Consider the following 24,994-nt stretch of genomic DNA (forward strand, 5'->3'; position numbering starts at 1 on the left):
GGCAAAGGTTTTCGGCATCGGTAAACATTGCCCACCCTACAAAAAATCAAAAATCGTTCGACTGAACGCTCACGACAAGTACAAAATCCAAAATCCTTATGACTCAACTTAATGGGAATCAGAAAAACGGCAATCAGAAAAATGGCAATCAGAAAAATGGAGTTAAGCAAGATTCACGGATACTTACAAAACAACAGAAAGCGGCTCTTGAGCCTTTAACTAACTCAAACACTCAAGACTTTGAGCAAGCAGTTATTTTGCGCCAATCTCCAATTTGGTCGCGGGCAATTATGGTTACACTAATGGGGTTAGCCTGTTTTGGAATTACTTGGGCTTATTTTGCAAAAATTGAGCAAGTAGTGCCAGCAACAGGACAATTAAAGCCGCAAGGAACAATCAAAGAAGTTCAGGCTCCTGTTAGTGGAGTGGTGAAAAAAGTTTATGTTAAAGATGGACAAGCAGTAAAGGCAGGAGAATTGCTACTGACTTTTGATTCCATAGCTCCTGTTGCTGAATTAAATTCTTTGAACCAGATTCGCATTGCATTAATTAAAGAAAACCAGATTTATCGCCGATTGATGGGTGCAAGTACCGCCACTGGATCTGAACTGTTATATTTGCGCGGTAATTTGCCACCAGAAACTGCTTTTCTGCTAAAAAGTCGGGCGGCGGTAGTAGGAGAAAATGAATTTTTACGGACTCAATTAAAAAACTCTGGTGAAGACTCTGCACTAGGAATTGATGAGCAACAACGTCTACAAGTCGCCAAAAAAGAATTAGATTCTCGCTCTTCAGCGGGGCGATTGGAAGTAGAAAAAACCAAAAAACAACTTAGTCAAAATCAAATTAAGCTAGAAGATAGTAAAGCAAGTTTAGCTATTCAACAGGGTATTTTAGATAAGCTGAAGATATTAGCTGAAGAAGGTGGCATTTCTCAACTTCAGTATCTCAACCAGCAACAAGAAGTCCAAAACCGCGCGGCGGAAATAGCACAGCTAGGCGAAGAACAGCAACGCCTCCAGTTTGATATAGAAAAAGGACGGGAAGATTTAAGCAATACGGTGGCTGTTTCTGATAAAAACATTTTGGATAAGATATCCGATAATAAACAGCGTATTGCCGACATTGATAGCCAATTCACGAAAGTTTTGCTGGATAATGAACAGCGTTTGGCAGATGTCAATAGTAAAATCTCTCAAACCCAGTTAAACGTTAGATATCAAGAACTTCGTGCACCTGTAGCGGGAACAATTTTCGATTTACAAGCGAAAAATCCTGGATTTGTAGCGACTCCGACTACAAAACTGCTGCAAATTGTCCCAAATGAAAACTACATAGCTGAAGTTTTCATCACGAACAAAGATATTGGTTTTGTCCGAAAAGGCATGAGGGTAGATGTCAGAATTGACTCTTTTCCTTACAGCGAGTTTGGCGATATCAAGGGAAAAGTAACTGGAATAGGCTCAGACGCATTACCGCCAGATCAAACACATCAGTTTTATAGATTTCCGGCAAAAGTCTCATTGGATAAACAATCTCTAGTAATTAATGGTAAAAGCGTCTTTTTGCAGTCAGGTATGTCGATAAGTGCCAATATAAAAGTACGTGAAGAACGGACTGTACTCAGTCTATTCACTGAATTGTTTACCAACCAAGTTGATACTCTTAAAGAGGTACGTTAATTTGTCAATTTGTAAAAGTAATGTCTACGATGGACTGTGACGCTCAAACGCAAACAGCGTGTCGCAGACAAGACTCGCTAACGCTATCGGTGACGTAAATTCATCACTGCTTGCAGCTGTGATAGAGCTTAAGCGTAGCTCGTCGTAGACATCGCTTCCTCATCAAGCTGGAGAGAAAATCGTTAAAATGTTGAACTCCGATAGATGATCTCAAAATACTGCCCTCAGCGGTAACTTAGGCAGCAGTAGATATCGCTTTATCATAAAGCTTGAGAGCAAATCGTTCAGAGCCACTTATATTAAAATTTTACAATGGTTCATTCTCAACGCATCGAACCTGCTCCCGGACAAGAATCAGTTTGGGATTACCCCCGTCCTCCTCGTCTGGAGGACACAAACAAACATATTCAGATTATTTTTAATGGGGTAACAATTGCAGATACTCACAGCGCCAAGCGCGTTTTAGAAACTAGTCATCCACCCGTTTACTACATCCCTCCTGCTGATATCAAAATGGAATATTTGCGGCTAACAGCGCAATCTAGCTTTTGCGAGTGGAAGGGACGCGCTGGTTACTATACAATCGGCGTTGGTGAAAAAGAAGTTCAAAATGCTGGTTGGTTCTACCCCGACCCTACACCAGCCTTTGAATCCATGAAAGATTATGTAGCTTTTTACGCTCATGTCATGGATAGCTGCTACGTAAATGACGAAAAGGCACAACCTCAACCGGGTAACTTCTACGGCGGTTGGGTCACTAATGATATCGTTGGGCCATTCAAAGGCGCTCCTGGTAGTTGGGGATGGTGAGGAGCAATTCAAAATTCATTCAAGCGATGTTTTATGGAGACGCAATTTTACTTGCATCTCTAAGAGGATGTTTGAAAAGTGGTTGGCTGTGATTTTAGGCACTTCTAGATCCCCACTAACCCCCCTTTTTTAAGGGGGGCAACCTCTCTCAAAGTCCCCCTTCTTTAAGGGGGATTTAGGGGGATCTCAAAGTATTTGCTACCAAGAAGAGGACTTGTTCATTCATCCTCTAATAGTGTCTTAGCATGAGTTTTTTTATTCTGCGTTCACAAATTCTAAGTACCCATTGCTAAGTTCTTTCACCGCCAAATCATAAAATTGCTTACCATGTTCTGGCGTTGCTAAAGCCGGATTTGAACCCATGCGTCCATCTGGATAATGCACTCGAAAGTCAGCTGCACTATAAATCCTGTGTCCACTTGCAACTTCTGGTGAGAGGGGTACTTGCTTAATCGCTTCTGGATAAACGTACTGGGTGAGAGCTACTTCACTTGGGGTTGCATGAGAACCTTCTTGATCCCCATATAATTCTTTAGCTAGCTTATATACAGAACTGCACATAAACCAGTTTGCCACTTGACATTGTACCCGTTGGGCATTGTCAATCTGCAAATCTTCTAAGTGAGCGTAAGTTTCTGAGAAAGCAGCTTTGAGGGTGGCGATATTACCGCCGTGTCCGTTAATAAAGTAGAACTTGGTAAAACCAGCTTTAGCTAAACAAGTTACATAATCTCGTACTACTTGAATTAAAGTGCTGGGACGCAGACTGATTGTGCCAGGAAAGGCAGTATGATGCAGTGCCATCCCCACATTGATTGTAGGGCCAACGATCGCTTGAGTTGATTCACCTACACCACGAGCGATCGCTTCTGCACAAATGGCATCAGTGCCAATTAACCCCGTTGGCCCATGTTGCTCTGTGGAACCAATAGGAAAAATAATTCCCTTTGACTGCTGTAAATAAGCTTCGACTTCTTGCCAAGTACTTAAATGTAGTAACATTTTTGATGATTTTTCTCGATAAAATTACAGTGGGACGAAACCTTTTTCTGCTAAACAGCATCTTTTGTAATTAAACTCCCACTAACATGATTATGAACTTTCTTTGTTTCCAGTGGCGGGGTAGACGCGTTGGCGTAGCCTCTCGAAGAGAAGCGGCTTGTCGTAGACATCACTATGAAATCCCATCATCTCTGCCAAACTTTTATCGGTTTAACTCTCGGATTTTTGCTGATTAGCGGTATTTATAGTCCTTCTGCTGTGGCGGGACGCTATGTTTTAAATCAAACGCCTCAAACAATCGAGCACTATTTTGGTCGTTATATTACCAAACAACTCAATGGCGATACCGTTACCTATACCTATGCTCCACAGAGCTTTCGGCGGCTATTTCCTCAGTTTACTAAAAGCAATTTCTCGCTCATCTTTGTGAACAATCGAGTCAAATATATCAAACTAAATTTCAACGGTGATTTTTCTCAATACCCAGGTAGTTATAATTACGATCAAGCTGAAGCAGTAAAATTTTACAACTATATTTTTAGTTATAAACCTCCAATCTGGCAAGAACTTTCTGCCAAATTTGGAGGAAATGAGACTATTTATTTCTATGAATATTGTTTAGGAGATGGAGTCGCAACGAGTTTCGACAGATATGGATATAAGCAATTTACCGATTCTGCTACTTTATCCTACGATACTCGTTGCGAACCTCCTGATAATAGAAATCCAAATTGAATTATGAGATGTAAGTTTTCAGGATCATCAAGAAAGCAAAGGGGATCAATCTTGGGTGTAGACTATTCAAAGTAATAATGTTTTTTCACGTTACTTGTAATCTCCCATGTGCAGGACATACCAGCGGGAAAAATAACTAAATCGCCTTTACCCATTTGCACTGGCTCTCCATCATCAGGAGTAACAACTACATTACCTTCTAAAAAGTAGCAGGTTTCTTGAGAATCATAAGTCCAGGGAAATTTTGAGATTTCTTTTTGCCAAATTGCCCATTTGGACACACCCAATTGATTGAGATGTTGTTGACTGGGTTGATGCTCAATTTTAATTTCCATACTGTGCTTTCTCTAGTTATGTTTAGCAGTAAGATTGGATATCCTCTCCACATTGATCTACTAGATAGCACAAAGCGCGAAAACGCAAGTACACAAGTTCGTTATAAAGCGGATTGAGTTTGCACATTGGCGGAATGTGTCCTATTTTGCGACCAAAAAGCATGATATCACGCTCAAATGGACATTGGGCAGGAATCAACTTAGCAATAAATTGAGCTAATTTCCGATTCTGAATTTCGATTTTGTCCAGCCATTGACGTAATGGTTGTAGTAAATCTAATTTAGGTTGAGCAAATTTGTTTTTACTACCTGCTTGATTATTTTCTTCTGAAGGGTTAATAAAAGCAGGTAGAAAAATACGCCGATTATTTGTTTTAAGCATAGTTTTGAGCAAGGTTTTCCTTGTGTAGATGAACTATTTGCCGATTTGGGATATTACCATGTAATTTGTCTGGTCAATTTGCACTAGGCTTATAAATTATGAAGGAAAATAAGCACAATGCAAACAATTTACATACATACATCCATCTTTGGGAGAGAATAGTCTAACTAATTGTTATTTAACCCTACCAAATCAAGAAGAACTGTCCCGTTAAATACAAAATAACAAAGAAAATATAAAAATGGCATTTCCTTAACTTCTGGATTGCTAATTTGAATATAGCAATTTTATATCTTAAATATAAATGCCTAGTTCTAAAAGTGCCTACTATCTGGAGATGTACTTCAGGGAAGAAAAATACAGTTTTGATCTTACTCTATATAGGCTCCGCTATGATTAGCCTCTAACTATCTAGCGATTTTAGGATATTAAATATTTAGTAATCTGTCCAATATGTTACACTAGATAAGTTAGGCATTATCTAACAAGTAACAAGAAATCGTTTGATAATTCCAAGCTAATATACTTAGAACTTATAGTATTTACAAGAATATTTACAACAAGTATATCGGGTGTAAGGGCATACAGCGATCAGTGATTTTTAAACTTACTCATATTTGGTATTTTTTGTCAATGCGTGAATCCTAAATTAGTAACTGGTAATTTGTCAATTGACAAATTACCATCTTGATAGATCGCATCAGTATTTCGTAAACTTAATATTACTACAACCGCACAGTTGAACGCAGCAGAATCACCTTACGACTATCTACTATACTGGCAACGAAATTGCGATTGTTCAGCTTCTGCAATGTGTTGTATGCTTCACTTTGGTTGGTGGTATAAACTGCTAGCAAATAAGGACGTTGTCCATAAGAAACAAAACCTACGTTACCTCCCACTACTTGCTGCACGCTATTTGCTAGTTCTGGACGGTTGTAATAATCTACCAGTACAGCATAACCCTCTCCTAAGGCTTGAGGATTATAGCTGACTGTCTGCTGAGGTGGCTGTAGCTGTGGCTGTGGCTGTACATCTGGTGCTGTCGGTCGAGTGGTGATGATGGCAGACAACCCAACAATATTGCTAACATACCTTGCCCATCGATTGGCATCGTCAATTTTGTTAAAGCCCCCTATGCGCGTCACAGTTTCGTTGAGATATTTGCAGGTGATAGTCTTAAGTTCAGGGGGTAAGGCGCTACGCAACTGCTTTTGATTATTTGCTGTGGGACTGACTACTAATAAAAGATACTCGCCTGCATTCGGTGGTTGACAAAGGGGAATGGCTTGTTGAGCAAAGACAGAAGTCATGCCACCAATCAACCCGGCGGAAGCGAAGCTCGTCGTAGATATCGCTAATCCTAAAATACTTGCTAAAGTCTTAAATCTTTGCACAAAAGTTACACAGATAAATGGTGTCTTAAAAGATTTTATAAAAATATATTTTGTTCCTATCAGATAAAAATAGGGAGCAGGGAAGAAATAACTAATGCCCTATTCCCCATTCCTATGATACGGTAGCAAATGATGCCAAAGCATCTGGTATTGTCTCAGAAGGAGCTTGAAATTCTCCAGTGATGACGTATTCTAAACGCAGTTTTAACCAAGTAATAAATTGCGGATTAGTAGAAATAATCGCCACTGCTGGTTGGGGACACTTCGCTTTTAGCTCTGTAAACTGGGGTGTTTCCAAGAAAGCTGGTTGCTGAACCAACCAAAAATCTATTTGTTTTTCTTGTTCGTGGTAGTGACGGGTGCGCTCTTTGAGAACTTCGTCAATTGGTTCTTCTTGGAGAAGAAAGCGAAGACTTGCCAAAACGTAATAATATGTTTGCATTTTCATCCTTCAGTTGCTATTTGAATAATTTAAGGGTACAGTGCTGCACTGTACCCTTAAATTAATTAACTTTTGTGGGATTTTTTGAACCAAGAACTGAATGGACAAGCACTTCCCTGGTTTTTGGCTTTTGTCTCTTTGCCACCAGATATTAGCTTTTCCAAAAACAGACTATTGTCAAAGTAGTGTTCTAAGGAAACAATCTTCAAGTCATCGCTAACTTTTGCAATGCTCATGCCGATAATTTCTACTGTCTCTCCAGTAGGTGCATACTCTTTGTATTCTCCATTAAAATGTCCCCAATGCCGCCATTTGAATGTCACATTTGGTGGACCTGAGAAAACTTCCAGCACTTCCCAAGGAAATCCTTGGGGAAATGTTGTATGGAAGACTTTTGCGGATGATTCAAAGCTTTCTTCTGAAGCCTTGTAATGTTCTGAATCAGCCATAAATAGATTGTAAGTACCTTGGGCTGATAAATCTGCTGGTGTATACTCTACCCCGCCATTGGTACTCACGCGAAACTTGTCATTCACAATAGATAACCACTGTTGCGGGTTAGCTTTGAAAGATACCTCCATCTCTAAGGTTCGCACCAAGTTCTGCACGATCGCTTCTAGTGTACCCTCAAGGTGATTGTAGATACTTTCTTTAGCGAGATTCTCTTTAGAACGAGAATAATCAGGCGGTGTCTGATAGCGCCACTCGACATCAGTGCTTTCTGCTATCACCTTATCTCTATCCTGTACCCAAAGAGGCAGGTTGTTAGACTGTGTTGCGCTCATAGAAGTTTTTGCTAAAGATTTGCTGCCAGTTTCTAGATTTCGCAGTGACAACCCCTCTAAAGTTTAAGGGAGCAGGGGAGCAGGGAGCAGGGAGAAAGAGGTAATTTTTAATTCTCCACCATGCCCAATGCCCAATGCCCTATGCCCCATCCCCTTTTATAGCTTGTTTCATCTCGCGGACTGCTCGTTCCATACCTACTAATGCTGCCCGACTGATGATGGTATGACCGATGTTTAGTTCTTCCATGCCTGGAAGCGCAGCCACCGGATAGACGTTCCAGTAGGTGAGTCCGTGTCCAGCGTTGACTCGCAATCCAGCTTGAATCGCTTGTTCACACCCCTTAGATAATACGGCTAATTCTCGCTGGCGATTTGTTTCATCCTTAGCCTCAGCGTATTGTCCGGTGTGCAATTCAATAAACCGCGCTTGCACCTTGACTGATGCTTCGATTTGTGATGCGTCGGCGTCGATAAATAAACTAACTGGAATGCTAGCGCTTTGCAATTTATCAACTATCTCATTTATTTTAGCAATTTTCCCGACGATATCTAGTCCGCCTTCTGTTGTGACTTCTTCGCGCTTTTCGGGGACTAAAGTCACGTAATCTGGTTTGATATCGAGAGCGATCGCTAGCATTTCATCTGTAGCGGCCATTTCTAGATTAAGATGCGATCGCACTGTTTCCCGCAACAAACGCACATCCCTATCTTGGATATGCCGCCGATCTTCGCGCAGATGCACCGTAATCCCATCTGCACCCCCTAATTCTGCCAGTACCGCCGCCGCCACGGGGTCGGGTTCTACCGTCCGCCGTGCTTGCCGAATGGTGGCAATGTGGTCAATGTTAACGCCAAGTGTAGGCACCTCAAATTTCTCCCAAATCCACAGTCCTCAGAACTTGATTTTACCGGAAATAGTAGGAGTTTTGCTTGAAAGATTAAAGACACATTAAAATGCGATCAAACGAGATTCTATTCAACGTCAGTCCAAATGCTTAACTACTCTATTTTTCCAGCAGTCAAACTATCTGCTTTGACATCCGAATAACTGGGAGAGAAGCTCCATTAGGGAGAGATATTTCAAAATGCTTAACATCATAAAACCCGTGTGCCTTATAAAGTGGCTCACCAGCAAGAGTAGAAACTAATTCAAGTCTCGAAAAACCTACGGCAATGGCTGCCGCTTCACAAGCTGCCATGATTTTACTTCCAATTCCACGACGCGCCCAGGCAGGATGCACAAAGAAAGCACGAATTCGTGCTGGCTCATGAAGTGAATCAAGTAAGTCGTCTTCTTTATTCTGAGTTTTGTCGCCTCCGAAAAGAGTTCTGCGTTGACTCCAACCACCGCAACCGACAATATTAGACTCAACCTCAGCAATGAAATATGTACCATCTTTGATCAGTTGGCTATCAATACCGAAAACAGTGCCGAGAGCGCCATCCATTTGTTCACGACTGTAATAGGCAGCTTGAAGATTTTTTACCGAGTTTGAAATCAGAGCTTCTAAAGCCGGAATGTCCTCACAAGAAGCTTTACGAATGGTGAGTTGTATTTGCATTCTCTGTATGTTCTATTACATTGACCTTTTTACAGAATATCTATACTCATGTTCAGAGGCGATATACTTTAAGAAAGTTGATTTGTAAATTCAATCTGTTCTCCACACTACTACATCAACTCTCTGAGGTTATATGCTTTTAAAACTGCAACAAATTATTGTTAATCCTGGTCAACAAATGTTGCTCAAAGATATTAGTTGGCAGCAGTTAGAAAATATTTTGGCAGAGATGGGAGAAAAGCGTGCCGCACGTATTTCTTATAGTCTTGGCTGGTTAGAAATTATGGTTCCTCTAGCCGAACACGAAAAAGATAAAGAACTTATTGGTGATTTAGTCAAAGTCTTGTTAGACAAACTCCAAATTGATTTTGAGCCTTTCGGTTCCACAACACTTAAAAATGAGCGATCGCAGCAAGCAGTAGAACCAGACACCAGTTTTTATATTCAAAATCAAGCTGCTATAATTGGCAAAAATCGCATTGATTTAAATATAGATCCCCCACCAGATTTAGCTATCGAAATTGATATTACTTCTCGGACTCGATTTGAGAACTATGAAATTTTAGGAGTTCCTGAACTTTGGCGATATACACTACAAGGTTTAGAAATTTCGTTGCTAACAGAAGGAAAATATATAAAATCTGAATCTAGTCCTAATTTTCTTAATATCCCAATTATTGAATTAGTCAATGAATATGTTCAGCAGTGTTTAACTATTGGGAGAAGTCAAGCTATGCGTAATTTTAAGAATTGGGTTAAGAATAATTTATCATAGAAATTCAAGACTTTCTGAGAAAGGCGATCGCTCATGACTACTGAGAACAACCCAAGAGCCATTCTAGACTGGGAACACCCCACACCGCCCACAGATTTAATTTTTGATGACGGAGAATCCTTGGAATCAAATCGCCACCGTATTGCTATGAATGTCTTGATTCGGTCATTGCAACAAGCTTGGATTGACCGGAATGATTTTTTTACTGGTGGGAATATGTTTATTTATTACAGCAGCGCCCAAGTACGTAACCAGGATTTCCGTGGCCCCGATTTCTTTGCTGTCCTGAATGTGGACGGTACTAATTCTCGTCAAGGTTGGGTAGTGTGGGAAGAAAACGGTCGTTATCCTGATGTGATTGTAGAATTAATGTCACCATCTACAGCCAAAATAGATAAGACTGTTAAGAAAGACCTTTACGAACAAACTTTTCATACTTCAGATTATTTTGTCTATGACCCCTTTGACTCGACTTCTTTGCAAGGGTGGCATTTAGATCATAATCAGCAATATCAATCTTTAACACCGAATGAGCGTGGTTGGCTATGGTGTCAAAAGTTAAGTTTATGGTTGGGAACCTATGAAGGAACAATAGATAGAGAAACAGCGATATGGTTGCGGTTTTATGATGTAGCTGGAAATTTGGTTTTGTTACCAGACGAAGCTGCTGCTGCACTTGCACAAGTCGCAGTTGCACAAGCACAAGTCGCAGTTGCACAGGCGGCTCGTTTAGCAGCTAGATTGAAAGAGTTGGGAGAAAATCCAGATATTTTGTGAGAGATTTTGGCTTTTTCGAGTCTGGAAATTGCTGTGGATGCCAAGATGCAGAGAGTACCATGCCATTAACAGTTGACGGTAATATTTTTAAGGTAGACGCAGTTTAAATTTAATTTTTTGCAACACAACCGATTAGCTCAAGTAGAGTTTCTGATATTGAGCGGGGATACCAGTTAAGCTCATTGTGGGCTTTGGTGGCATCTACTCGAACACAACGGTCATAAATATAGTGAACACGCTCGCGGCTAAGAGGTGGTTGCCATTTCAGAAGGATACCTATCGGATCGAGTAAGTTTCCCGCAAGTCTCACTAAGAATTCTGGAACTTCGTAAGGTACTGGAATACTTGTTGCTTGTGAGAGAATTTTAAACATTTCGCGGGTACTTAAATCGCCAGAAGAAATTATATAATACTCTCCTGATTGACTTTTTTCTGCTGCTAGAATCATCGCCGAGGCCAGGTCATCTACATGGACAATGCCAGTAATGCGATCGCCTCCTGCCCACAGCTTTAGTCTTCTTTGAAGAAATAGCTGGATGACGGAACCAAAATGAGGGTCATCTGCACCAAATATCCCAGAAGGGAGAATGCTGACTACAAAAAGACCGTCTTTGGCAAATTGATCTACTAATTGTTGAGCTTGGTATTTAGTGCGATCGTAAGCAGAAGAAAAGTCGCTCTGTGTTCTTTGGAAAGTCTCATTGATGACTTGACCTTTAGTATCACCAAATATACCAATAGTGCTACAGTAAACTAATTTCGATACACCCACTGCTTGGGCTACTTCTAACACCGCCTTTGTACCTTCGACATTCACCCGCTCCATTTCTGCTTCATTGACAATTCCTAGCTCTACATAGGCAGCAGTGTGAAAAACCGTGTCTACGCCAGTCATCGCCGCTCGTAGTGCATCCCGATCAGTTATATCACCGTAAACCAATTGAATATTGCAATTAGATAGACGTTCTAAATTGCTAGATTTACGTACTAAACCGACAACAATATTATCTTGCTTTTGTAGAGCTTGCACCAAGTGAGAACCTGTAAATCCGTTGGCTCCAGTAACGAGTACTTTCATAGAGCTTTTTCATAAATTCGATAGGTTTTATAAATCTTGCCACCAGATGCTTCGATTAATTTGCGCGAAGGGAAATTATCTTCAAATACCCAAGAAAGTTCAGCCCTTTTATAGGGTTTGCCCTTTTGTATTCCCCCTCGCATTCCCAAATAAATTAAGGCTAGAGAAACCATTTTCCGACGATATTCCGGTAGTGAACAAATGGCAATGACTCGTCCTTGATCAATTTGACGGCGATACCAAAGAAACTTGAGAATTCCGAGCCAGTTCAATTTACCGTTGACGTGTTTTAGGGCAATATTGTAGTCAGGTAAACTCATCCAAAAGCCGATCATTTTGCCATCGTATTCGGCGATTGGGAAGACATCAGGATCTACCAAGTTCTGCAAGTCTCTAGCTTCTTCCAAAAATTCTGCCTGGCTTCGCGGAGTGGAGCTCCAGTTATTAGCAAAAGCAGTATTAAAAAGCTGATAGATGCTCTTAACGTCTTGCTCAAATCCATCACCCTTTGTTTTAATTGGGCGAAAGCTCACACCAGATTTACAAGCAATTCGATAAGCTTTTTCAAATTCTACTGGTAAGGGTTTATCTAATGGAAAATTATAAGCATAAGCATCTTTGGCTTTATGCCAACCATCTCGCTCAATAAATTCTGGATAGTAGGGCGGGTTGTAGGGCATCATCACCATTGGCGGTGAGTCAAATCCATCAACTAAAAATAGACAGTTATTGTGGGTGGAAAAATCAATCGGGCCACGAACTATGGTCATACCTTGCGATCGCAACCATTTGCAAGCAGTATCTAGCAGAGCTTGGGCAATGGTAAAATCTTCAATGCATTCAAAAAAGCCAAACAGACCGACATTTTCACCTTCACGGTCTATCAAGCGTTGATTAACTGCGGCAACAATCCGTCCAACTGCCTGAGAACCATTTGCTTGTTGAGATATAGCAATAAATTGTTGTAGTTTTCCGTACTTTAAAAAAGGATTAGTCGGTGCAAACTGCTTGGCAATACTATCAATGATCGGTGGCACCCAGTGAGGATCGTTGGCATAAATCCGTGATGGAACATCCAGAAACATTTTGTTGTGTGCTGTGGATGTGACAGGACAAATTTCAAATGTTGCTGTTTGAGTAATCACGGTTTTTGAATTAATTTTATGAAGAGCAAATTATAGCTGAGGGGCTTTCTTGAAAGAGCAATTATGGCTTCTGTGGAACCCTAACCTTAGTAACCAGCTTGAATGCTTCTAATACTTGAATCGCCATCCAGGTAAGATCAATTTCCCACCACTGCAAACCATGACGAGCGGAATATTGGAAGGCGTGGTGATTATTATGCCAACCTTCACCGTAAGTTAGCAGAGCAACCCACCAGCAATTTTTCGAGCGATCGCCAGTATCATAAGTTTGGTAGCCAAATGTATGACAAGCACTGTTCACAAAAAGAGTGCAGTGAAATCCAACAAACAAGCGGACAAAAATCCCCCAAACCAGGAAAGGTAAGCCACCTAGCAAATAAAGCAAGACGGCTAAAGCTACCTGTAATAGTATGTAATACTTGTGGCAGAACTGATAAAAGCGATCGTTGGCAATATCTTTGGTCAAAGAAGGAAGTTGTGATTTGATGGGGACATCATGCATTAACCAATTAATATGACTCCACCAAAAACCCTGATTAGAGTTGTGAGGATCACCATTTTTGTCTGTATGCAAATGATGCGCTCGATGATATCCTACCCAACCGAAAACGCCTCCTTGACCTGCTAATGTGCCGCAGAGAATCAAGAAATATTCTAGGAATTTGGGAGTTTGGAAACTCCGATGACTCGCCAAGCGATGGAAGCCTAATGAAATTCCTAAACTAATCGTTATCCAGTGCAAAAATACTGCCACACCGACAGCAGCCCAATTAAAGTTACTGGGAAGGAATGCCAATAAAGCTGCCAGGTGCAGCACAACTGTAAAAAAAATTACATTCCAACGGGGACTAGGTGAATTAGAAACTGCAATTGTCATGGAATCCATCGTAGAACAAGAAAAGAGCAACCGCGTAGGCGTAGCCGGCACTTCGACAAGCTCAGTGCATCGCAAAGCTCAGTGACCATCATAGACATCGCCAACAGGTTGGTTAAGTGATGTAAAAACTGGTTGACGGAATGCTGATAACTGGCAACAAAAAAGGCTTTTGCTTCTTGGAGGTAATTCAAATCAGTTTTCCTCCAACCTAATTAGGAGAACTAGAAGCGTCTCAGGAAACATATCATTAAGTCTTTGGTGAAAGCGCTCTCAGAAACAAAAGTTTTTATCTTATGACAATTTTTACCTCCACCTGAGTTGCAAATAACCACGTTCAGGTTGCTTAAGTTCCTCTTCTGTCAGCCATTCTACAGACTTGTATGTACCAAAAACATGATCCCACCAGTCTACTGCTAGACCAAAATTGTGATGCCACATATTATACTTGTGATGCACGTAATGAACAGGCATCTTCATCCAGAAGCATTTGGTTGGATTGTCGTGCTGTAGCTGATGAGCATAAGCTGAAAAGGCAGCATAAACTAATCCACCCAGTAACCAACCGATTCCGGCTTCCCAGGAGTGGAAAAACATCAGAACCATTACCAGAATGCTGCCTCTGATATAATCCCGAAACTCCCACAGCACCCCTTGTCCTTCATTGCGAGAGTGATGGTCTCGGTGACGTTTGCCAATACGGGGCGAAATATGCATCAAGCGATGTAGCAAGTATTCAATCAAACTCGCAAAGACAAACGCGAGAGTAAAACAGGCGATTCCAACGGAAAGTTTCGCTAGGAGAAACACAAGTATTCTTCCTTACAAGTTTTCAAAAGCTTTAACCTATCAGTGTTGCTACGAATTATTCTTTACAAAAAATGAAGCAATTGTCAAGTTATTATTAGTTATCTAGATGATTATATCAACTTTTTTGGGTAGCTTTAATATATGTTTAAATAAGTAATTACCTACAACACCATATTGCTGCTGATACAAAGCACTAGTTAATAGCATTAAGTTAAGTGGGTAAGAATAAATCAAAGTATATTATACTAATTCTCTGTGAAACTGCATAAAATCAGGCTTGGTGAGACAAGGGGCTTAAGTCTCTTGTTCTACGCAATCTCATAGGTAATCCGATTAGGCAATATAAAATTAATTAAATTGGCTCGTAGCAAGGGCTTTAGCCCTATTCTAAGGGCTGAAGCCCTTACTACAAACCTTGAATTATTTACGCACACCTACTTAAACTAAATAAAGCCAAGTTTTCTCAGTTATCCTTAAAAAATTCTTGGTCAAAAAGCTCTAACTTTTGTTAAACCTCAATGCCAAGTCCATTATTTTCACTTTTAACCCAGACTGCCAGATACTTCAAAGCAAATTTTGTCAGAAAAACTCGTCAAGTCAGTGCAGTGCAAGAGCAGTTCTTACGTAAATTGTTGCTGGCACATAAAAATACTGAACTAGGTCGGGAATTTGGACTCCAGGATATCAAAACTATCGATCAATTTCGAGAGCAAATTCCAGTTTTACCTTACAGCAGCTATGAACCCTACATCACGCGCATTGCTGAAGGTGAAGCAAACATTCTCACCACTGAGCCTGTAGTTTATATTGTTCTAACCAGTGGTTCGACTGGAAAAAAGAAACTGGTTCCTGTCACCCAGCAAACTCAGAAATATTTGCGATTGGCTCATTTGACAAGTCTGGGCTTTTTAAGCGAGGCGCTGTCAATCCGGGGGCTGGAGTTGGGAAAAGTATTATTGACAAAATCAGTGCAATTTCTCGGCACTACTAGCGGTGGTATTAATTATGGGTCAGCTGGTTCCGGTGATCTGCACTTGAATAAGTTGTTGTTCAAACAATTATTTGCTCACCCTTATGAGGTTTTAGAGGCATCTGATAGTTTAGCTCGTCACTATATTTGTCTACTATTTGCCTTGCGCGATCAGTCAATGCGAGGGATGACAGGAAGTTTTCCCATGCTAATCTTGCGTAATTGCAGCTATTTGGAGCGCTATGGCGAAGAATTGATCCAAGACATAGATAAAGGAGCGATCGCTAGTTGGTTGAAACTGGAACCAGAACTCCGGGCAAAATTAGAGCGGCGATGCTGGCCAGATCCGAAACGAGCTACTCAATTACGAGAAATCTTCCGCTCAGAAGGCCGACTGCTCCCCAAAGATGTTTGGCCTAATTTATCGTTTGTTACCACCTCACGCGGGGGAACGTCAGATTTTTATTTTGAACGATTTCCGACCTATTTCGGAGATACGCCGGAATTTGGCGCAGTCTATGCAGCATCAGAAGCCGTATTTAGCATTTACCCTAACCTTAATCAAGATGGCAGCATCCTAGCGATCGAGTCAGGCTTTTTTGAGTTTATTCCCGAAGACCAGTGGGAAATAGAGCATCCCAAAACACTACTAGCGAATGAAGTCAAAGTAGGCGATCGCTATCGCATCCTCACAACCAACTACAGTGGATTCTATCGTTACGATATTGGCGATGTTGTAGAAGTTCTAGGGTTTTACGAACAAACTCCCTTAATTGTTTTCCGTCACCGTCGAGGCGGACTGCTTTCTTCAATCACTGAAAAGACCACAGAATTTCATGCAACACAGGTTATGCAAGCTCTGCAACGAGATTTCAGCTTATCCTTAGAAGATTTCTGTATCACTTTGTCGGAGAATAATTTTCCGGCTCACTATTTAGTAAACATTGAACTCGCTCCTGGTGATACACTTAACAATCCCCAAGTTTTCCTGACTAGCTTTGACAACAAACTTAAAGAAATTCATACTTCATACGAAGTTGAGCGCCGAGATTTAGTACCTCCTCCCCGACTGCGGATTTTAGCTCCTGGCAGTTTCGCTATCCTCCAGCAACGTTACTTGCAAAAAGGAATGCCAGATTGCCAGCTAAAATTTCCTCATATTAGTGAGGATCGGAAGTTTCTTGTGGATTTGCCAGTTCAATATGAAGTTAGAATGCCTCAGGATGTCGATAGTTTTGAGCAAACGATGGAAACCTTGAAACATAGAAACTAAATCTAAATTAAATAATGCCGCCAAAACAGTAGAGCAAATTAATTTCTCATCTCTAACATTAAAAAAATTTGTTGAATCATATCAAAAAAATGGCATCCCTGTTGTTATCACTGGATTACTTCAGGAGTGTGACTGGAATCTAGACTATCTTTGTGATAAATTAGGCGAGCAGAAATTCGTTGCGCGTTTTTACGGGCATGAAAGGTATAACCAAGACAAACGTAAATGGGCAAATATTGGTAGTGGAGTAGAAGCCAAAATCATGTCATTTACAGATTATGCAAATCTGTTGCGGAACCATGAGGCACAAAAAAACGACATTTATTTAGCTAAATGTTCGATTAAAAACACACCTCTTGCTAATATAGACTCTTTAAACAGTCTTGGAGAGCAACTTGGTTTAAAAAGACCTCTTAGTGATTTAAATCTTTGGATTGGCCCAGGAAGCCATGTCGAATGTTTACATTACGATACAGGGGACGGGACACTGATGCAACTACATGGATCAAAAAAAATTGTCCTTTTTCCACCGTCTCAATTGCACAATATCTATCCATTTCCACTTTATGTACATTTACTTCATGGCTTAAAATTGCGTTCTTGGTTTAGTCAAGTTTATCCAGAGAACCCAGATTTGAAAACATTTCCCAAATTTCAGGAAGCACTCTTACATAAATATGAAGTGATACTCAATCCAGGAGAAGTTCTTTATATTCCTGCGGGATGGTGGCATGAAGTCACAGCATTGGGAAATGAAATGGTATGTTCAGTTAATCGATTCTGGCGCGTATATCCGACTTCCAGGGCTGTATTTTCTTGGAGTAGATGGCGTAATTTTCTGGGATTTTTGTTTGGATTACCACATACTTTATTCAGCATAGGAATGGCCATTTTTAGCAGTGATAGAAAACAAAAAATCAGTAAAATTTTGCAAATGTTATAAAAGTGAATAAGAAATTATTTTTCTTAAAACCGAGAAAAATTCGTCTGAAATTGGCTACAGCAAGAAATGATTTCACCAATCAAACAAGCAGTAGAGGTACAAGCAAATGGAACTAGCCGCAGTCCTCAAAAGCCAGACAGTTCAAAAACGTGCCAGAGAAGTAGGTATTAACCCAAATTACTGGTATCCTGTGACTTGGGCAAACAAACTTAAAGCTGGTGAGATTTTGCCTGTGATGATTTGGCAGCAGGCGATCGCACTTTACCGCGATCGCAATGGTCAATTGCACGCCTTAGAGGATGCTTGTTCACATAAGGGTGTAGAACTGCACAAGGGCAAAGTTCTCGGATGTAACCTTGCTTGTCCTTATCACGGTTGGGAATTTAATGGCAATGGTGAGTGCGTCAACATTCCCTATTTTCCTCAAGAGCAAAAACTTCCTTGCGCTCAAGTCCGCAGTTATCCAGTCGCAGAAAAATACAACCTGATTTGGATTTTTCCAGGCGATCCGGTTTTGTCTCTGATGAATCAGTTACCTGAAGTTCCAGAATTTTCAGATTCTGATTGGTTAATAGTACCGATTACTGCATACTTCAAAGCTCATTTTTCCATGTGCAATGAAAACACGATAGATGTATTTCATGGTTTTTTACACCAAGAATTACAAGGCTGGTTTGATCCAGTTCTGACAAACTTGCAAGCGACAGAAGCATCAGTTTTTGCTGAATATAAAGTCTCTTATCAAGGTTCCTTCACTAAGTTTTTAGGATTAAGTGAACAAAGTGATAAAATTGCCACCCGTACTATTTCAATCCAATACTCTTACCCCCACTATCACCACTCCCTTGAGGGCGTTTCATCTCTATACCTGATGAGACTACCAATCAGTCCAACAGAAACTCGTTCGTTTTCCCTGCTGTTTCTCAAACTTCGCCTCCCTAAATGGATATTTCAACCGCTTAAACCACTGTTAGCCAACTTCATTCTACATTTCGTATTTTTGAAATTTATTACCCAAGATATCGAAATGGTTGAGAGCGAGCATAAAACATATCTTGCTAATCCCCAACGGCATTATGTAGAAATCAACCCGGCGATCATTGCTCTCCAGCGAGTGATTATTGGGCAGTATGAACAATTCACGCAAAAATTTAGTCGAGAGCAGCCTAATGGTAAGCAGGAAAAAAGACAAGCCTAGCTTTAATTGTGTCAGCGAGTGCTTTGTTTTAAAGAAATAGATAGCAGAGATACAACTCCTCAAGTATGCTGCACACTAGAGGCGATATACCATCTTAAAGAAAGTAAGAGAAGTAAATTTGTGGAAATTATCAAAGAATATGTTGAGCGCTGGTACACGAGTGAACTCGATCCAGACGAGTACATTTGTCATCAAAAACAGGGCAATTTAGTTGAGATCCAAGAAGCCGCAACTGGTAAGCGTCGAACAGTTCTTAACTTCTGCACGAATGATGTCTTGGGATTAGTTCAAGAAGAAGCTGTCAAGCAAGCTGCGATCGCTGCTATTCTCAAGTATGGAACCTCTAACAGTTCTTGCTCCGTCTTAAGTGGGCGGATTGACTTACATCAACAATTAGAGGACGAAATTTCAGCTTTTAAGCATTTGCCCCACACACAGCTATTCATGAATGCCTGGATGGCAATGCAAGCCTTGATGGATGCTTTCTGTCACTTAGCAATTCCAGTTCCAGGATTTCAAAATACGCGAGAGACTTTAATTCTGACTGATGTTCTCAATCATGGCTGTATTGTTTCAGCAATTGTGAATGCTGGAACTCGTTCCGGTAAAGTGTTTGGTCATAGTCCCCGCGTCCGAGTTAAAGCCTACCGTCATTGTGATGTCGAAGATTTAGCTCGCAAACTGCATCGGTCTGCCAAGCCTCACGATCGCATTATGGTTGTCTCTGATGCGGTATTCTCTATGGATGGTGATATTGCACCCCTGCCAGGGATGTTGGATGTGCTACACAATTATGAAGGCAGCGTACTCGTGATGGATGAGGCACACGCTAGCGGGGCAATTGGCGCAACTGGCAGAGGCATTTATGAACATTTTGGCCTCATGCCCTCTCAGGCGATTGAGCGGGGTGTCGTGCCGCTGATTATGACAACTTTCTCTAAGTTTGCCGCCTCAGCCGGAGCCGCCATTAGTACCCATGTTGCAGAGTTAAAACCACTATTAAATGTTTCTCCAACTTCCATTGGGACAATTTCTTTGCCGCCACCAATGACTGCTGCGGCGTTGGAGAGTATCCGTCAGGTTCGCAAATTTCCAGCACGGGTGAAACAACTTCAGGATAACACTTGGTACTTGCGATCGCGCCTAGCTGAACAAGGCTTTGTTGCTCTTGGCGAAACCAATGTTGTACCAGTTCTTTTACCAACAGAAATTAATCCCAAGATGTTTGGTAGAAAAATCATGGAAGACCACGGGATGTGGGTATCTCCGATTTGGTTTGTTGCTAAACCCCGGATTCGGATTACAGTTAATGCTCTCCATACGCGAGAGGATATGGAACGTTTAGTTACCGGAATGGTAGCAACTCGCAACTTGTTGTACAAATCAACAATTAGTGCATAGTTGATTTGAAAAAGGCAGAAGGTTAAAAGTAAAAATTTAATCTTCTTTGCTCCCCAACACCAGCTGCTACAACGGCGAGGCAGTGGTGTTAGGGAGCAACGCTATTACCAGAAAGGGGGGTAGCGATTTAATGCCTTTACTCCAATACAGCTCAGTTAAGCCTAAAATTCAACTTCTATGTAGGTTGGGTTGAGGAACGAAACCCAACACTTCCGTGATTTTGTTGGGTTTCACTTCTCTATAAGACGCTGTTCGCGTTCGTTCTACCCAACCTACAATTTTCTTTGTTGGGTTGCGCTTTGCTTAACCCAAGCGTATTGGCTTTTACCCCTCTTTTTCATTTCATAATCTTTTCAAACTGGCTCTCCCAGCTTTTGTAATTAGATTTAGCTTCTTGAACAAGCGGTGATAAAGTTAATATCTGACACACGAGCCAATTTATGATAGAGAAGGGAAACCGAAAAGGTCTAACAATGTCTAGGAACAACACCACGCGATAGCCATCTGTATCATTCCAAACTTCGTGGGCAAATGTATCATCAAAAATCAAGCTTTTGCCCTCTTGCCAGTAGGCAATTTCATCACCAATCCGAATTCTACAGGCAGATTCCGGTTCCGGCACTATCAGCCCCAGGTGATATCGAATCAACCCCTTATGCTTACCTCGGTGTTCGGGGATATGCTTTTTAGGAGACAAAACAGAGAAAAATGCTACCTTGAGTCCGGGAATTTCCTTTAATAGCTTCCAAGTTTCAGGACACCTTTGGCAACTTTTTTCTGCCTTGAAGCCGAAGGCGTAAAAGTAATAAGTTTTCCAGCCATCATCCTGAGTAATGTTTTTTTGGCGAGGCATGATATCTTGAAAATTTGGCAACTCATTAGTGTGTTGGAGAATTGAATCCAACTCCTGACGAATAACTTGCCAATTCAGTTCCAGTTTTTTAGCCCAAGGAAACTGGTCTGTGCTGAAAAAAATAGAATCTCCAATTAAAGAATACTTGGGAACCCAACTCTCTAGTTTTTTAATAATTTGGCTTTGAACAATTAAATTGACGAAATTTTTATTTGCTTTCATATTTCAAAATTAGTTGTATTACCAAAATTGATTTAACCATTATTTAGGGATATTATAAAATATCTGCAAAGTTGAACACTGCATCAATGTTTTTACGGAAGATGCGTTCATAAATTGTTATTATTAATTAAATATTAACTTTTAGTAGTAAATACCTCAGTTTAAAATACCAAATGGATCACTCACGCCATCCCTGGAGAGCATTCCAATCGAGAAACTTCCGACTCTATTTCGTTGGACATAGTATCTCTGTTGTGGGCAGTTTCATGGCTCAGACGGCACTAATCTGGTTAGTCTATACTATGACCGATTCTGCTGCATGGCTTGGTGGAGTCCAGTTCGTTAACCAATTTTCTACTTTTGTATTGCTCCCTGTGGCTGGGGTGTTAGTAGATCGATGGAATCGTTACTATACCCTGCTTGTCACTCAAATCCTCTTCATGCTTGTGTCTTTAATAACAGGGATATTAATACTTACTGACAATATTCATGCCTGGGAACTACTCATTGCCATGTTTTTTATTGGCTGTATTAGTGCCTTTGATATTCCTACCCGTTATTCCTTAATTGTCCAATTCGTAGACCGCTCCCAAGATATAAGTAACGTCGTCGGGCTGAATTCTGCCATCTACGGTCTGGCTCGGATGATTGCTCCTACCATAGCAGGGGTGGTGATTGCCAGTGCAGGCACTGGAATCTGCTTTTTAATTGATAGTTTAAGTTCTCTAGCAATTCTGGCAGGGCTGTCATTAATGCAGTTACCACCACAAAAGCATCCTTTTATCAAACCACAGCCTCTTAGACAAGGATTGCAGGAAGGGATTCGTTATGTGATGAACTCCCTGCCAATTCGGATAGTCCTGCTGCAAGTGGCTCTCATCAGTATGTTAGTGACTGGTACTACAACTCTGCTACCACTGTTCGCAAAGGATGTATTGCAGGGTGATGCAGTCACTTTAGGCTTTTTAAGCGCTGCTGCTGCGTCGGGAGCATTATTATCTACGCTGTATATAAGTACACAAACACGTTTGAAAAGGCTGAGTCAGTTGATTGGATTGGGGCCTATCCTATGTGGTTGTGCTTTAGTGATGCTTGGAGCATCACAGACACTTTTGATAAGTCTAATCGCCATGTTCATCGGAGGGTTTGGGTTTCTGTTACAGCAGAGTGCTGGGAATGCCTTGATTCAAGTGGTGGTTGAAGAGGAAAAGCGGGCTAGAGTTTCTAGTTTCTACATCATGGCATTTACTGGCATGGGAACTGTTGGCAGTCTTTTGATGGGAGTATTATCCAGTCAGATTGGAGCATCCAAAACTGTTTTCATTGGTGGAGTGCTATGTATTGCTGCTGCTATTTGGTTCTTTTTTGAATTGCCTGCTTTACAACGACAGATTGAGCGGTAAGGTTTGTTAGTGTACAGTTTATTTTCAGATAAATGGTGAATGTTTGAACGATATGAAGACAAGGCACATACTATATTTCATGGCGATGCCCTACATATTTTGTCTAGTGAGATTCCCTCTGAATCTGTAGATATTGTTTTTATCGATCCTCCCTACAACATCGGAAAACGGTTTTCAAATTTCTACGACAAATGGGAGTCTGAGGAAGAGTATGCGAAGTGGGCTTACAAATTACTTGATGAATGTCTTCGGATATTGAAGCCAAATGGAACTCTATATGTCATGACAAGCACTCAAGCTATGCCATACTTTGACCTTTACTTAAGGCAGAAAATGGTAATTCTTAGCAGAATTGTATGGCATTACGATAGTTCTGGAGTTCAAGCAACAAAATACTTCGGCTCAATGTATGAGCCAATACTTCACTGTGTTAAAGATAAAAGCAATTATATTTTCAACTCAACTGATATTAAAATAGAAGCAAAAACAGGCGCACAAAGAAAGTTAATTGATTACAGAAAAATCGTTCCCAGCCTATACAATACAGAAAAAGTACCTGGTAATGTATGGTATTTCTCTCGTGTGAGATATCGCATGGAAGAATATGAAAATCATCCCTCACAAAAACCAGAATCATTATTAGAGAGAATTATTCTTGCAAGTACTGACAAGGGTAGTCTTGTGCTTGACCCATTTGCAGGAACTTTTACATCTGCTGCTGTGGCAAAACGCTTAGGGCGGATTTCTATCAGCATAGAATCTCAAGAAGAATATCTGAAAATCGGTCTTAGACGTGTTCTAGGATGGAAAGAATACAAAGGAGAAAAGTTATTATCTCCGCGAAAAAACAATATTAGAAAAAATAAAAATGGGCAAACAATAAACACCATACAGGGGAGCCTTTTTGATGCGGATAGTACAGCATGAATTCACAAAAAAAATCCTTGAGATTCTAAATCATCATTTTCCCAACCAGGGAGATAGAGTTCAGCAACTAATTACCCCCGTGAATGATTACATTATATAGCTATTGTTTTTCCATTATTGGTGCTTTATGTAGCAAGGTAATCAATAAAGTTTTGATAAAAGCAGTCAGGAAATATACCGTTTTAGAAAGAAAAGGATTAATTTAGTATTCGCATGGAAATTTAGGAAATTCATTTGACATGAAAGTTACTACAATTGTTTCTCTTCTTTTAACTGGGATTGGAGCTACTGTTATTGCAACCTCTGCACCAGCTTCAGCCGCCAGTTTTAGTTTTGATAATATTTCAGGTGGTGATACTGTTGGTGATGCTTTTGCTAGCAATTTCTCGTTTGATGTAACTGACAATGGAGGTGGTAAAGTTTTATTCAAATTTTTGAATAATGCTTCTTCGACCCAAGCCTTGAAACAAGTCGCTTTTAGCGTTGACAATAGTGTATCGGGTATTTTGTCTACTATGGTGCTGAATGTAGGCAATTCCCCTAACGTTTTGTTTGAATCAAAGAAGAATACTCAAAATTTGGCGCAAAGTAACAATATTTCTGGATGGAATGAGACATTTGGTGCAGATACAAAAGGTGCTAACTCTAACGCAGTACAATCTGGAGAATCTTTAGGTATTACGTTCAATGCTAACTACAATACTGTTCTTACAGCCATAAATGCTGGGACGTTGAAGCTAGGTATCCATGTGGGTAGTCTTCCAAATGGTAAGAGTGATAGCTATGTTAATAGCGTACCAACTCCCACCACATCAGTTCCTGAACCATCTACTTTGTTTGGAGTAGGTTTAGCTTTTGGAATTGCTACTTTGTTTAAAGCAAATAATGATAAAAAGTGGAAACAAGAAAAATTCAAAGCTTAATCATTAGTTTTGTTTTCTCTTTTATTTTTCTGTAACATTTTTCTAATGTATAATCTTAGTAGAATTGTATTCTATTAAGATTTTTTATTAATAAAAAATAAAGGTATCAGTCGTCAGAATTGGACATGAATTGGAGTCCGACTGGAAAGATAAATAGGGCTTGCTGAATAAGTCTCCAGAGCGAATCTAGAAGCCACACAGCTTACAAAATAGTAGTTTCGTCGCTTAGTTTCCCAATTTGCCCGGCGCTCGCCGACGAAAGTGCAAGGTTTTTGAACCTCTGGATGCTA

General features: G+C 40.5%; 25 protein-coding genes. 12 read left to right on the plus strand and 13 right to left on the minus strand.

Annotation, left to right across the window (positions count from 1 at the left end; translation table 11 throughout):
* Window positions 1–98 precede the first annotated feature (98 nt).
* Window positions 99–1,682: an HlyD family efflux transporter periplasmic adaptor subunit gene (locus tag ACEW80_RS14830; RefSeq protein WP_373527322.1), complete on the plus strand. Its 1,584-nt coding sequence runs from the start codon at window positions 99–101 to the stop codon at window positions 1,680–1,682.
* A gap of 312 nt (window positions 1,683–1,994) precedes the next feature.
* Window positions 1,995–2,492 carry a DUF427 domain-containing protein gene (locus ACEW80_RS14835; protein ID WP_373527323.1) on the plus strand — a complete coding sequence of 166 codons (498 nt, stop codon included), beginning with the start codon at window positions 1,995–1,997 and terminating at the stop codon, window positions 2,490–2,492.
* Window positions 2,493–2,747: 255 nt separating this feature from the next.
* Here the strand turns inward: ACEW80_RS14835 and ACEW80_RS14840 are convergent, their stop codons facing one another.
* Window positions 2,748–3,494 carry a creatininase family protein gene (locus ACEW80_RS14840; RefSeq protein WP_373527324.1) on the minus strand — a complete coding sequence of 249 codons (747 nt, stop codon included), beginning with the start codon at window positions 3,492–3,494 and terminating at the stop codon, window positions 2,748–2,750.
* A gap of 174 nt (window positions 3,495–3,668) precedes the next feature.
* Here ACEW80_RS14840 and ACEW80_RS14845 point away from each other — a divergent pair, with 174 nt between their 5' ends.
* The gene (locus ACEW80_RS14845) at window positions 3,669–4,229 is read left to right on the plus strand and encodes a hypothetical protein (RefSeq protein ID WP_373527325.1); all 561 of its coding nucleotides are present in this window, start codon (window positions 3,669–3,671) and stop codon (window positions 4,227–4,229) included.
* 62 nt (window positions 4,230–4,291) lie between these two features.
* Here ACEW80_RS14845 and ACEW80_RS14850 read toward each other — a convergent pair whose 3' ends face one another.
* The 7 genes from ACEW80_RS14850 to ACEW80_RS14880 all read right to left on the minus strand — a co-directional run bounded on the left by ACEW80_RS14850 (window position 4,292) and on the right by ACEW80_RS14880 (window position 9,132).
* Window positions 4,292–4,564, minus strand: coding sequence for a cupin domain-containing protein (locus ACEW80_RS14850; protein ID WP_373527326.1), 273 nt, complete (start codon window positions 4,562–4,564; stop codon window positions 4,292–4,294).
* A 22-nt stretch (window positions 4,565–4,586) separates the two neighbouring features.
* Window positions 4,587–4,946, minus strand: a complete 360-nt coding sequence (locus ACEW80_RS14855; protein ID WP_373527327.1) for a Mo-dependent nitrogenase C-terminal domain-containing protein — start codon at window positions 4,944–4,946, stop codon at window positions 4,587–4,589.
* Window positions 4,947–5,671: 725 nt separating this feature from the next.
* A complete protein-coding gene (locus ACEW80_RS14860) occupies window positions 5,672–6,343 on the minus strand; it encodes a hypothetical protein (protein ID WP_373527328.1) in 672 nt (223 codons plus the stop codon).
* A gap of 112 nt (window positions 6,344–6,455) precedes the next feature.
* Complete coding sequence (locus tag ACEW80_RS14865) at window positions 6,456–6,785, minus strand: MgPME-cyclase complex family protein (protein ID WP_373527329.1); 330 nt, start codon at window positions 6,783–6,785, stop codon at window positions 6,456–6,458.
* A gap of 65 nt (window positions 6,786–6,850) precedes the next feature.
* The gene (locus ACEW80_RS14870) at window positions 6,851–7,570 is read right to left on the minus strand and encodes a SnoaL-like polyketide cyclase (protein WP_373527330.1); all 720 of its coding nucleotides are present in this window, start codon (window positions 7,568–7,570) and stop codon (window positions 6,851–6,853) included.
* 139 nt (window positions 7,571–7,709) lie between these two features.
* Window positions 7,710–8,435, minus strand: a complete 726-nt coding sequence (locus tag ACEW80_RS14875; RefSeq protein ID WP_373527331.1) for a pyridoxine 5'-phosphate synthase — start codon at window positions 8,433–8,435, stop codon at window positions 7,710–7,712.
* A 154-nt stretch (window positions 8,436–8,589) separates the two neighbouring features.
* Window positions 8,590–9,132, minus strand: a complete 543-nt coding sequence (locus tag ACEW80_RS14880; protein WP_373527332.1) for a GNAT family N-acetyltransferase — start codon at window positions 9,130–9,132, stop codon at window positions 8,590–8,592.
* A gap of 133 nt (window positions 9,133–9,265) precedes the next feature.
* Between ACEW80_RS14880 and ACEW80_RS14885 the strand changes: the two genes are divergently transcribed.
* Both ACEW80_RS14885 and ACEW80_RS14890 read left to right on the plus strand, forming a co-directional pair.
* Window positions 9,266–9,907, plus strand: a complete 642-nt coding sequence (locus ACEW80_RS14885; protein WP_373527333.1) for a Uma2 family endonuclease — start codon at window positions 9,266–9,268, stop codon at window positions 9,905–9,907.
* A 33-nt stretch (window positions 9,908–9,940) separates the two neighbouring features.
* Window positions 9,941–10,684: a Uma2 family endonuclease gene (locus ACEW80_RS14890; protein WP_373527334.1), complete on the plus strand. Its 744-nt coding sequence runs from the start codon at window positions 9,941–9,943 to the stop codon at window positions 10,682–10,684.
* Window positions 10,685–10,793: 109 nt separating this feature from the next.
* Here ACEW80_RS14890 and ACEW80_RS14895 read toward each other — a convergent pair whose 3' ends face one another.
* The 4 genes from ACEW80_RS14895 to ACEW80_RS14910 form a co-directional block, all read right to left on the minus strand.
* Window positions 10,794–11,762 (minus strand): NAD-dependent epimerase/dehydratase family protein, encoded by a 969-nt coding sequence (locus ACEW80_RS14895; protein ID WP_373527335.1) that lies wholly within the window; start codon window positions 11,760–11,762, stop codon window positions 10,794–10,796.
* Complete coding sequence (locus tag ACEW80_RS14900) at window positions 11,759–12,907, minus strand: hypothetical protein (RefSeq protein ID WP_373527336.1); 1,149 nt, start codon at window positions 12,905–12,907, stop codon at window positions 11,759–11,761. Before ACEW80_RS14900 ends, ACEW80_RS14895 begins: the two co-directional genes overlap by 4 nt.
* 61 nt (window positions 12,908–12,968) lie before the next feature.
* Window positions 12,969–13,784, minus strand: a complete 816-nt coding sequence (locus ACEW80_RS14905) for an acyl-CoA desaturase (RefSeq protein ID WP_373527337.1) — start codon at window positions 13,782–13,784, stop codon at window positions 12,969–12,971.
* Between the two features lie 303 nt (window positions 13,785–14,087).
* Window positions 14,088–14,591: a sterol desaturase family protein gene (locus ACEW80_RS14910; protein ID WP_373527338.1), complete on the minus strand. Its 504-nt coding sequence runs from the start codon at window positions 14,589–14,591 to the stop codon at window positions 14,088–14,090.
* Between the two features lie 518 nt (window positions 14,592–15,109).
* Here ACEW80_RS14910 and ACEW80_RS14915 point away from each other — a divergent pair.
* From ACEW80_RS14915 to ACEW80_RS14930, 4 genes are all read left to right on the plus strand, one after another.
* Window positions 15,110–16,834, plus strand: coding sequence for a GH3 auxin-responsive promoter family protein (locus tag ACEW80_RS14915; RefSeq protein WP_373527339.1), 1,725 nt, complete (start codon window positions 15,110–15,112; stop codon window positions 16,832–16,834).
* Between the two features lie 37 nt (window positions 16,835–16,871).
* Window positions 16,872–17,777 carry a cupin-like domain-containing protein gene (locus ACEW80_RS14920; RefSeq protein ID WP_373527348.1) on the plus strand — a complete coding sequence of 302 codons (906 nt, stop codon included), beginning with the start codon at window positions 16,872–16,874 and terminating at the stop codon, window positions 17,775–17,777.
* 106 nt (window positions 17,778–17,883) lie between these two features.
* Entirely contained in the window at window positions 17,884–18,975 is a 1,092-nt protein-coding gene (locus ACEW80_RS14925; protein ID WP_373527340.1) for a Rieske 2Fe-2S domain-containing protein, read from the plus strand.
* Between the two features lie 120 nt (window positions 18,976–19,095).
* Entirely contained in the window at window positions 19,096–20,376 is a 1,281-nt protein-coding gene (locus tag ACEW80_RS14930; RefSeq protein ID WP_373527341.1) for an aminotransferase class I/II-fold pyridoxal phosphate-dependent enzyme, read from the plus strand.
* 337 nt (window positions 20,377–20,713) lie between these two features.
* On the opposite strand, the gene ACEW80_RS14935 is transcribed toward ACEW80_RS14930, so the two are convergent.
* The gene (locus tag ACEW80_RS14935; RefSeq protein ID WP_373527342.1) at window positions 20,714–21,451 is read right to left on the minus strand and encodes an aspartyl/asparaginyl beta-hydroxylase domain-containing protein; all 738 of its coding nucleotides are present in this window, start codon (window positions 21,449–21,451) and stop codon (window positions 20,714–20,716) included.
* 173 nt (window positions 21,452–21,624) lie between these two features.
* On the opposite strand from ACEW80_RS14935, the gene ACEW80_RS14940 reads away from it, so the two are divergent.
* The 3 genes from ACEW80_RS14940 (at window position 21,625) to ACEW80_RS14950 (ending at window position 24,704) form a co-directional block, all read left to right on the plus strand.
* Window positions 21,625–22,854 (plus strand): MFS transporter, encoded by a 1,230-nt coding sequence (locus ACEW80_RS14940; protein WP_373527343.1) that lies wholly within the window; start codon window positions 21,625–21,627, stop codon window positions 22,852–22,854.
* A gap of 39 nt (window positions 22,855–22,893) precedes the next feature.
* Window positions 22,894–23,781 (plus strand): adenine-specific DNA-methyltransferase, encoded by an 888-nt coding sequence (gene yhdJ / locus ACEW80_RS14945; protein WP_373527344.1) that lies wholly within the window; start codon window positions 22,894–22,896, stop codon window positions 23,779–23,781.
* A 239-nt stretch (window positions 23,782–24,020) separates the two neighbouring features.
* Window positions 24,021–24,704, plus strand: a complete 684-nt coding sequence (locus ACEW80_RS14950; RefSeq protein ID WP_373527345.1) for a PEP-CTERM sorting domain-containing protein — start codon at window positions 24,021–24,023, stop codon at window positions 24,702–24,704.
* Window positions 24,705–24,994: the final 290 nt, after the last annotated feature.

The organism is Nostoc sp. (assembly GCF_041747015.1).
GTDB lineage: Bacteria > Cyanobacteriota > Cyanobacteriia > Cyanobacteriales > Nostocaceae > Nostoc.

Coding starts and splice junctions, on each gene's coding strand:
- ACEW80_RS14935 (WP_373527342.1), bottom strand. CDS start 21,451: ATGAAAGCAAATAAAAATTTCGTCAATTTAATTGTTCAAAGCCAAATT.
- ACEW80_RS14835 (WP_373527323.1), top strand. CDS start 1,995: ATGGTTCATTCTCAACGCATCGAACCTGCTCCCGGACAAGAATCAGTT.
- ACEW80_RS14850 (WP_373527326.1), bottom strand. CDS start 4,564: ATGGAAATTAAAATTGAGCATCAACCCAGTCAACAACATCTCAATCAA.
- ACEW80_RS14880 (WP_373527332.1), bottom strand. CDS start 9,132: ATGCAAATACAACTCACCATTCGTAAAGCTTCTTGTGAGGACATTCCG.
- ACEW80_RS14845 (WP_373527325.1), top strand. CDS start 3,669: ATGAAATCCCATCATCTCTGCCAAACTTTTATCGGTTTAACTCTCGGA.
- ACEW80_RS14855 (WP_373527327.1), bottom strand. CDS start 4,946: ATGCTTAAAACAAATAATCGGCGTATTTTTCTACCTGCTTTTATTAAC.
- ACEW80_RS14870 (WP_373527330.1), bottom strand. CDS start 7,570: ATGAGCGCAACACAGTCTAACAACCTGCCTCTTTGGGTACAGGATAGA.
- ACEW80_RS14905 (WP_373527337.1), bottom strand. CDS start 13,784: ATGACAATTGCAGTTTCTAATTCACCTAGTCCCCGTTGGAATGTAATT.
- ACEW80_RS14840 (WP_373527324.1), bottom strand. CDS start 3,494: ATGTTACTACATTTAAGTACTTGGCAAGAAGTCGAAGCTTATTTACAG.
- yhdJ (WP_373527344.1), top strand. CDS start 22,894: ATGTTTGAACGATATGAAGACAAGGCACATACTATATTTCATGGCGAT.
- ACEW80_RS14885 (WP_373527333.1), top strand. CDS start 9,266: ATGCTTTTAAAACTGCAACAAATTATTGTTAATCCTGGTCAACAAATG.
- ACEW80_RS14890 (WP_373527334.1), top strand. CDS start 9,941: ATGACTACTGAGAACAACCCAAGAGCCATTCTAGACTGGGAACACCCC.
- ACEW80_RS14950 (WP_373527345.1), top strand. CDS start 24,021: ATGAAAGTTACTACAATTGTTTCTCTTCTTTTAACTGGGATTGGAGCT.
- ACEW80_RS14865 (WP_373527329.1), bottom strand. CDS start 6,785: ATGCAAACATATTATTACGTTTTGGCAAGTCTTCGCTTTCTTCTCCAA.
- ACEW80_RS14925 (WP_373527340.1), top strand. CDS start 17,884: ATGGAACTAGCCGCAGTCCTCAAAAGCCAGACAGTTCAAAAACGTGCC.
- ACEW80_RS14895 (WP_373527335.1), bottom strand. CDS start 11,762: ATGAAAGTACTCGTTACTGGAGCCAACGGATTTACAGGTTCTCACTTG.
- ACEW80_RS14915 (WP_373527339.1), top strand. CDS start 15,110: ATGCCAAGTCCATTATTTTCACTTTTAACCCAGACTGCCAGATACTTC.
- ACEW80_RS14830 (WP_373527322.1), top strand. CDS start 99: ATGACTCAACTTAATGGGAATCAGAAAAACGGCAATCAGAAAAATGGC.
- ACEW80_RS14940 (WP_373527343.1), top strand. CDS start 21,625: ATGGATCACTCACGCCATCCCTGGAGAGCATTCCAATCGAGAAACTTC.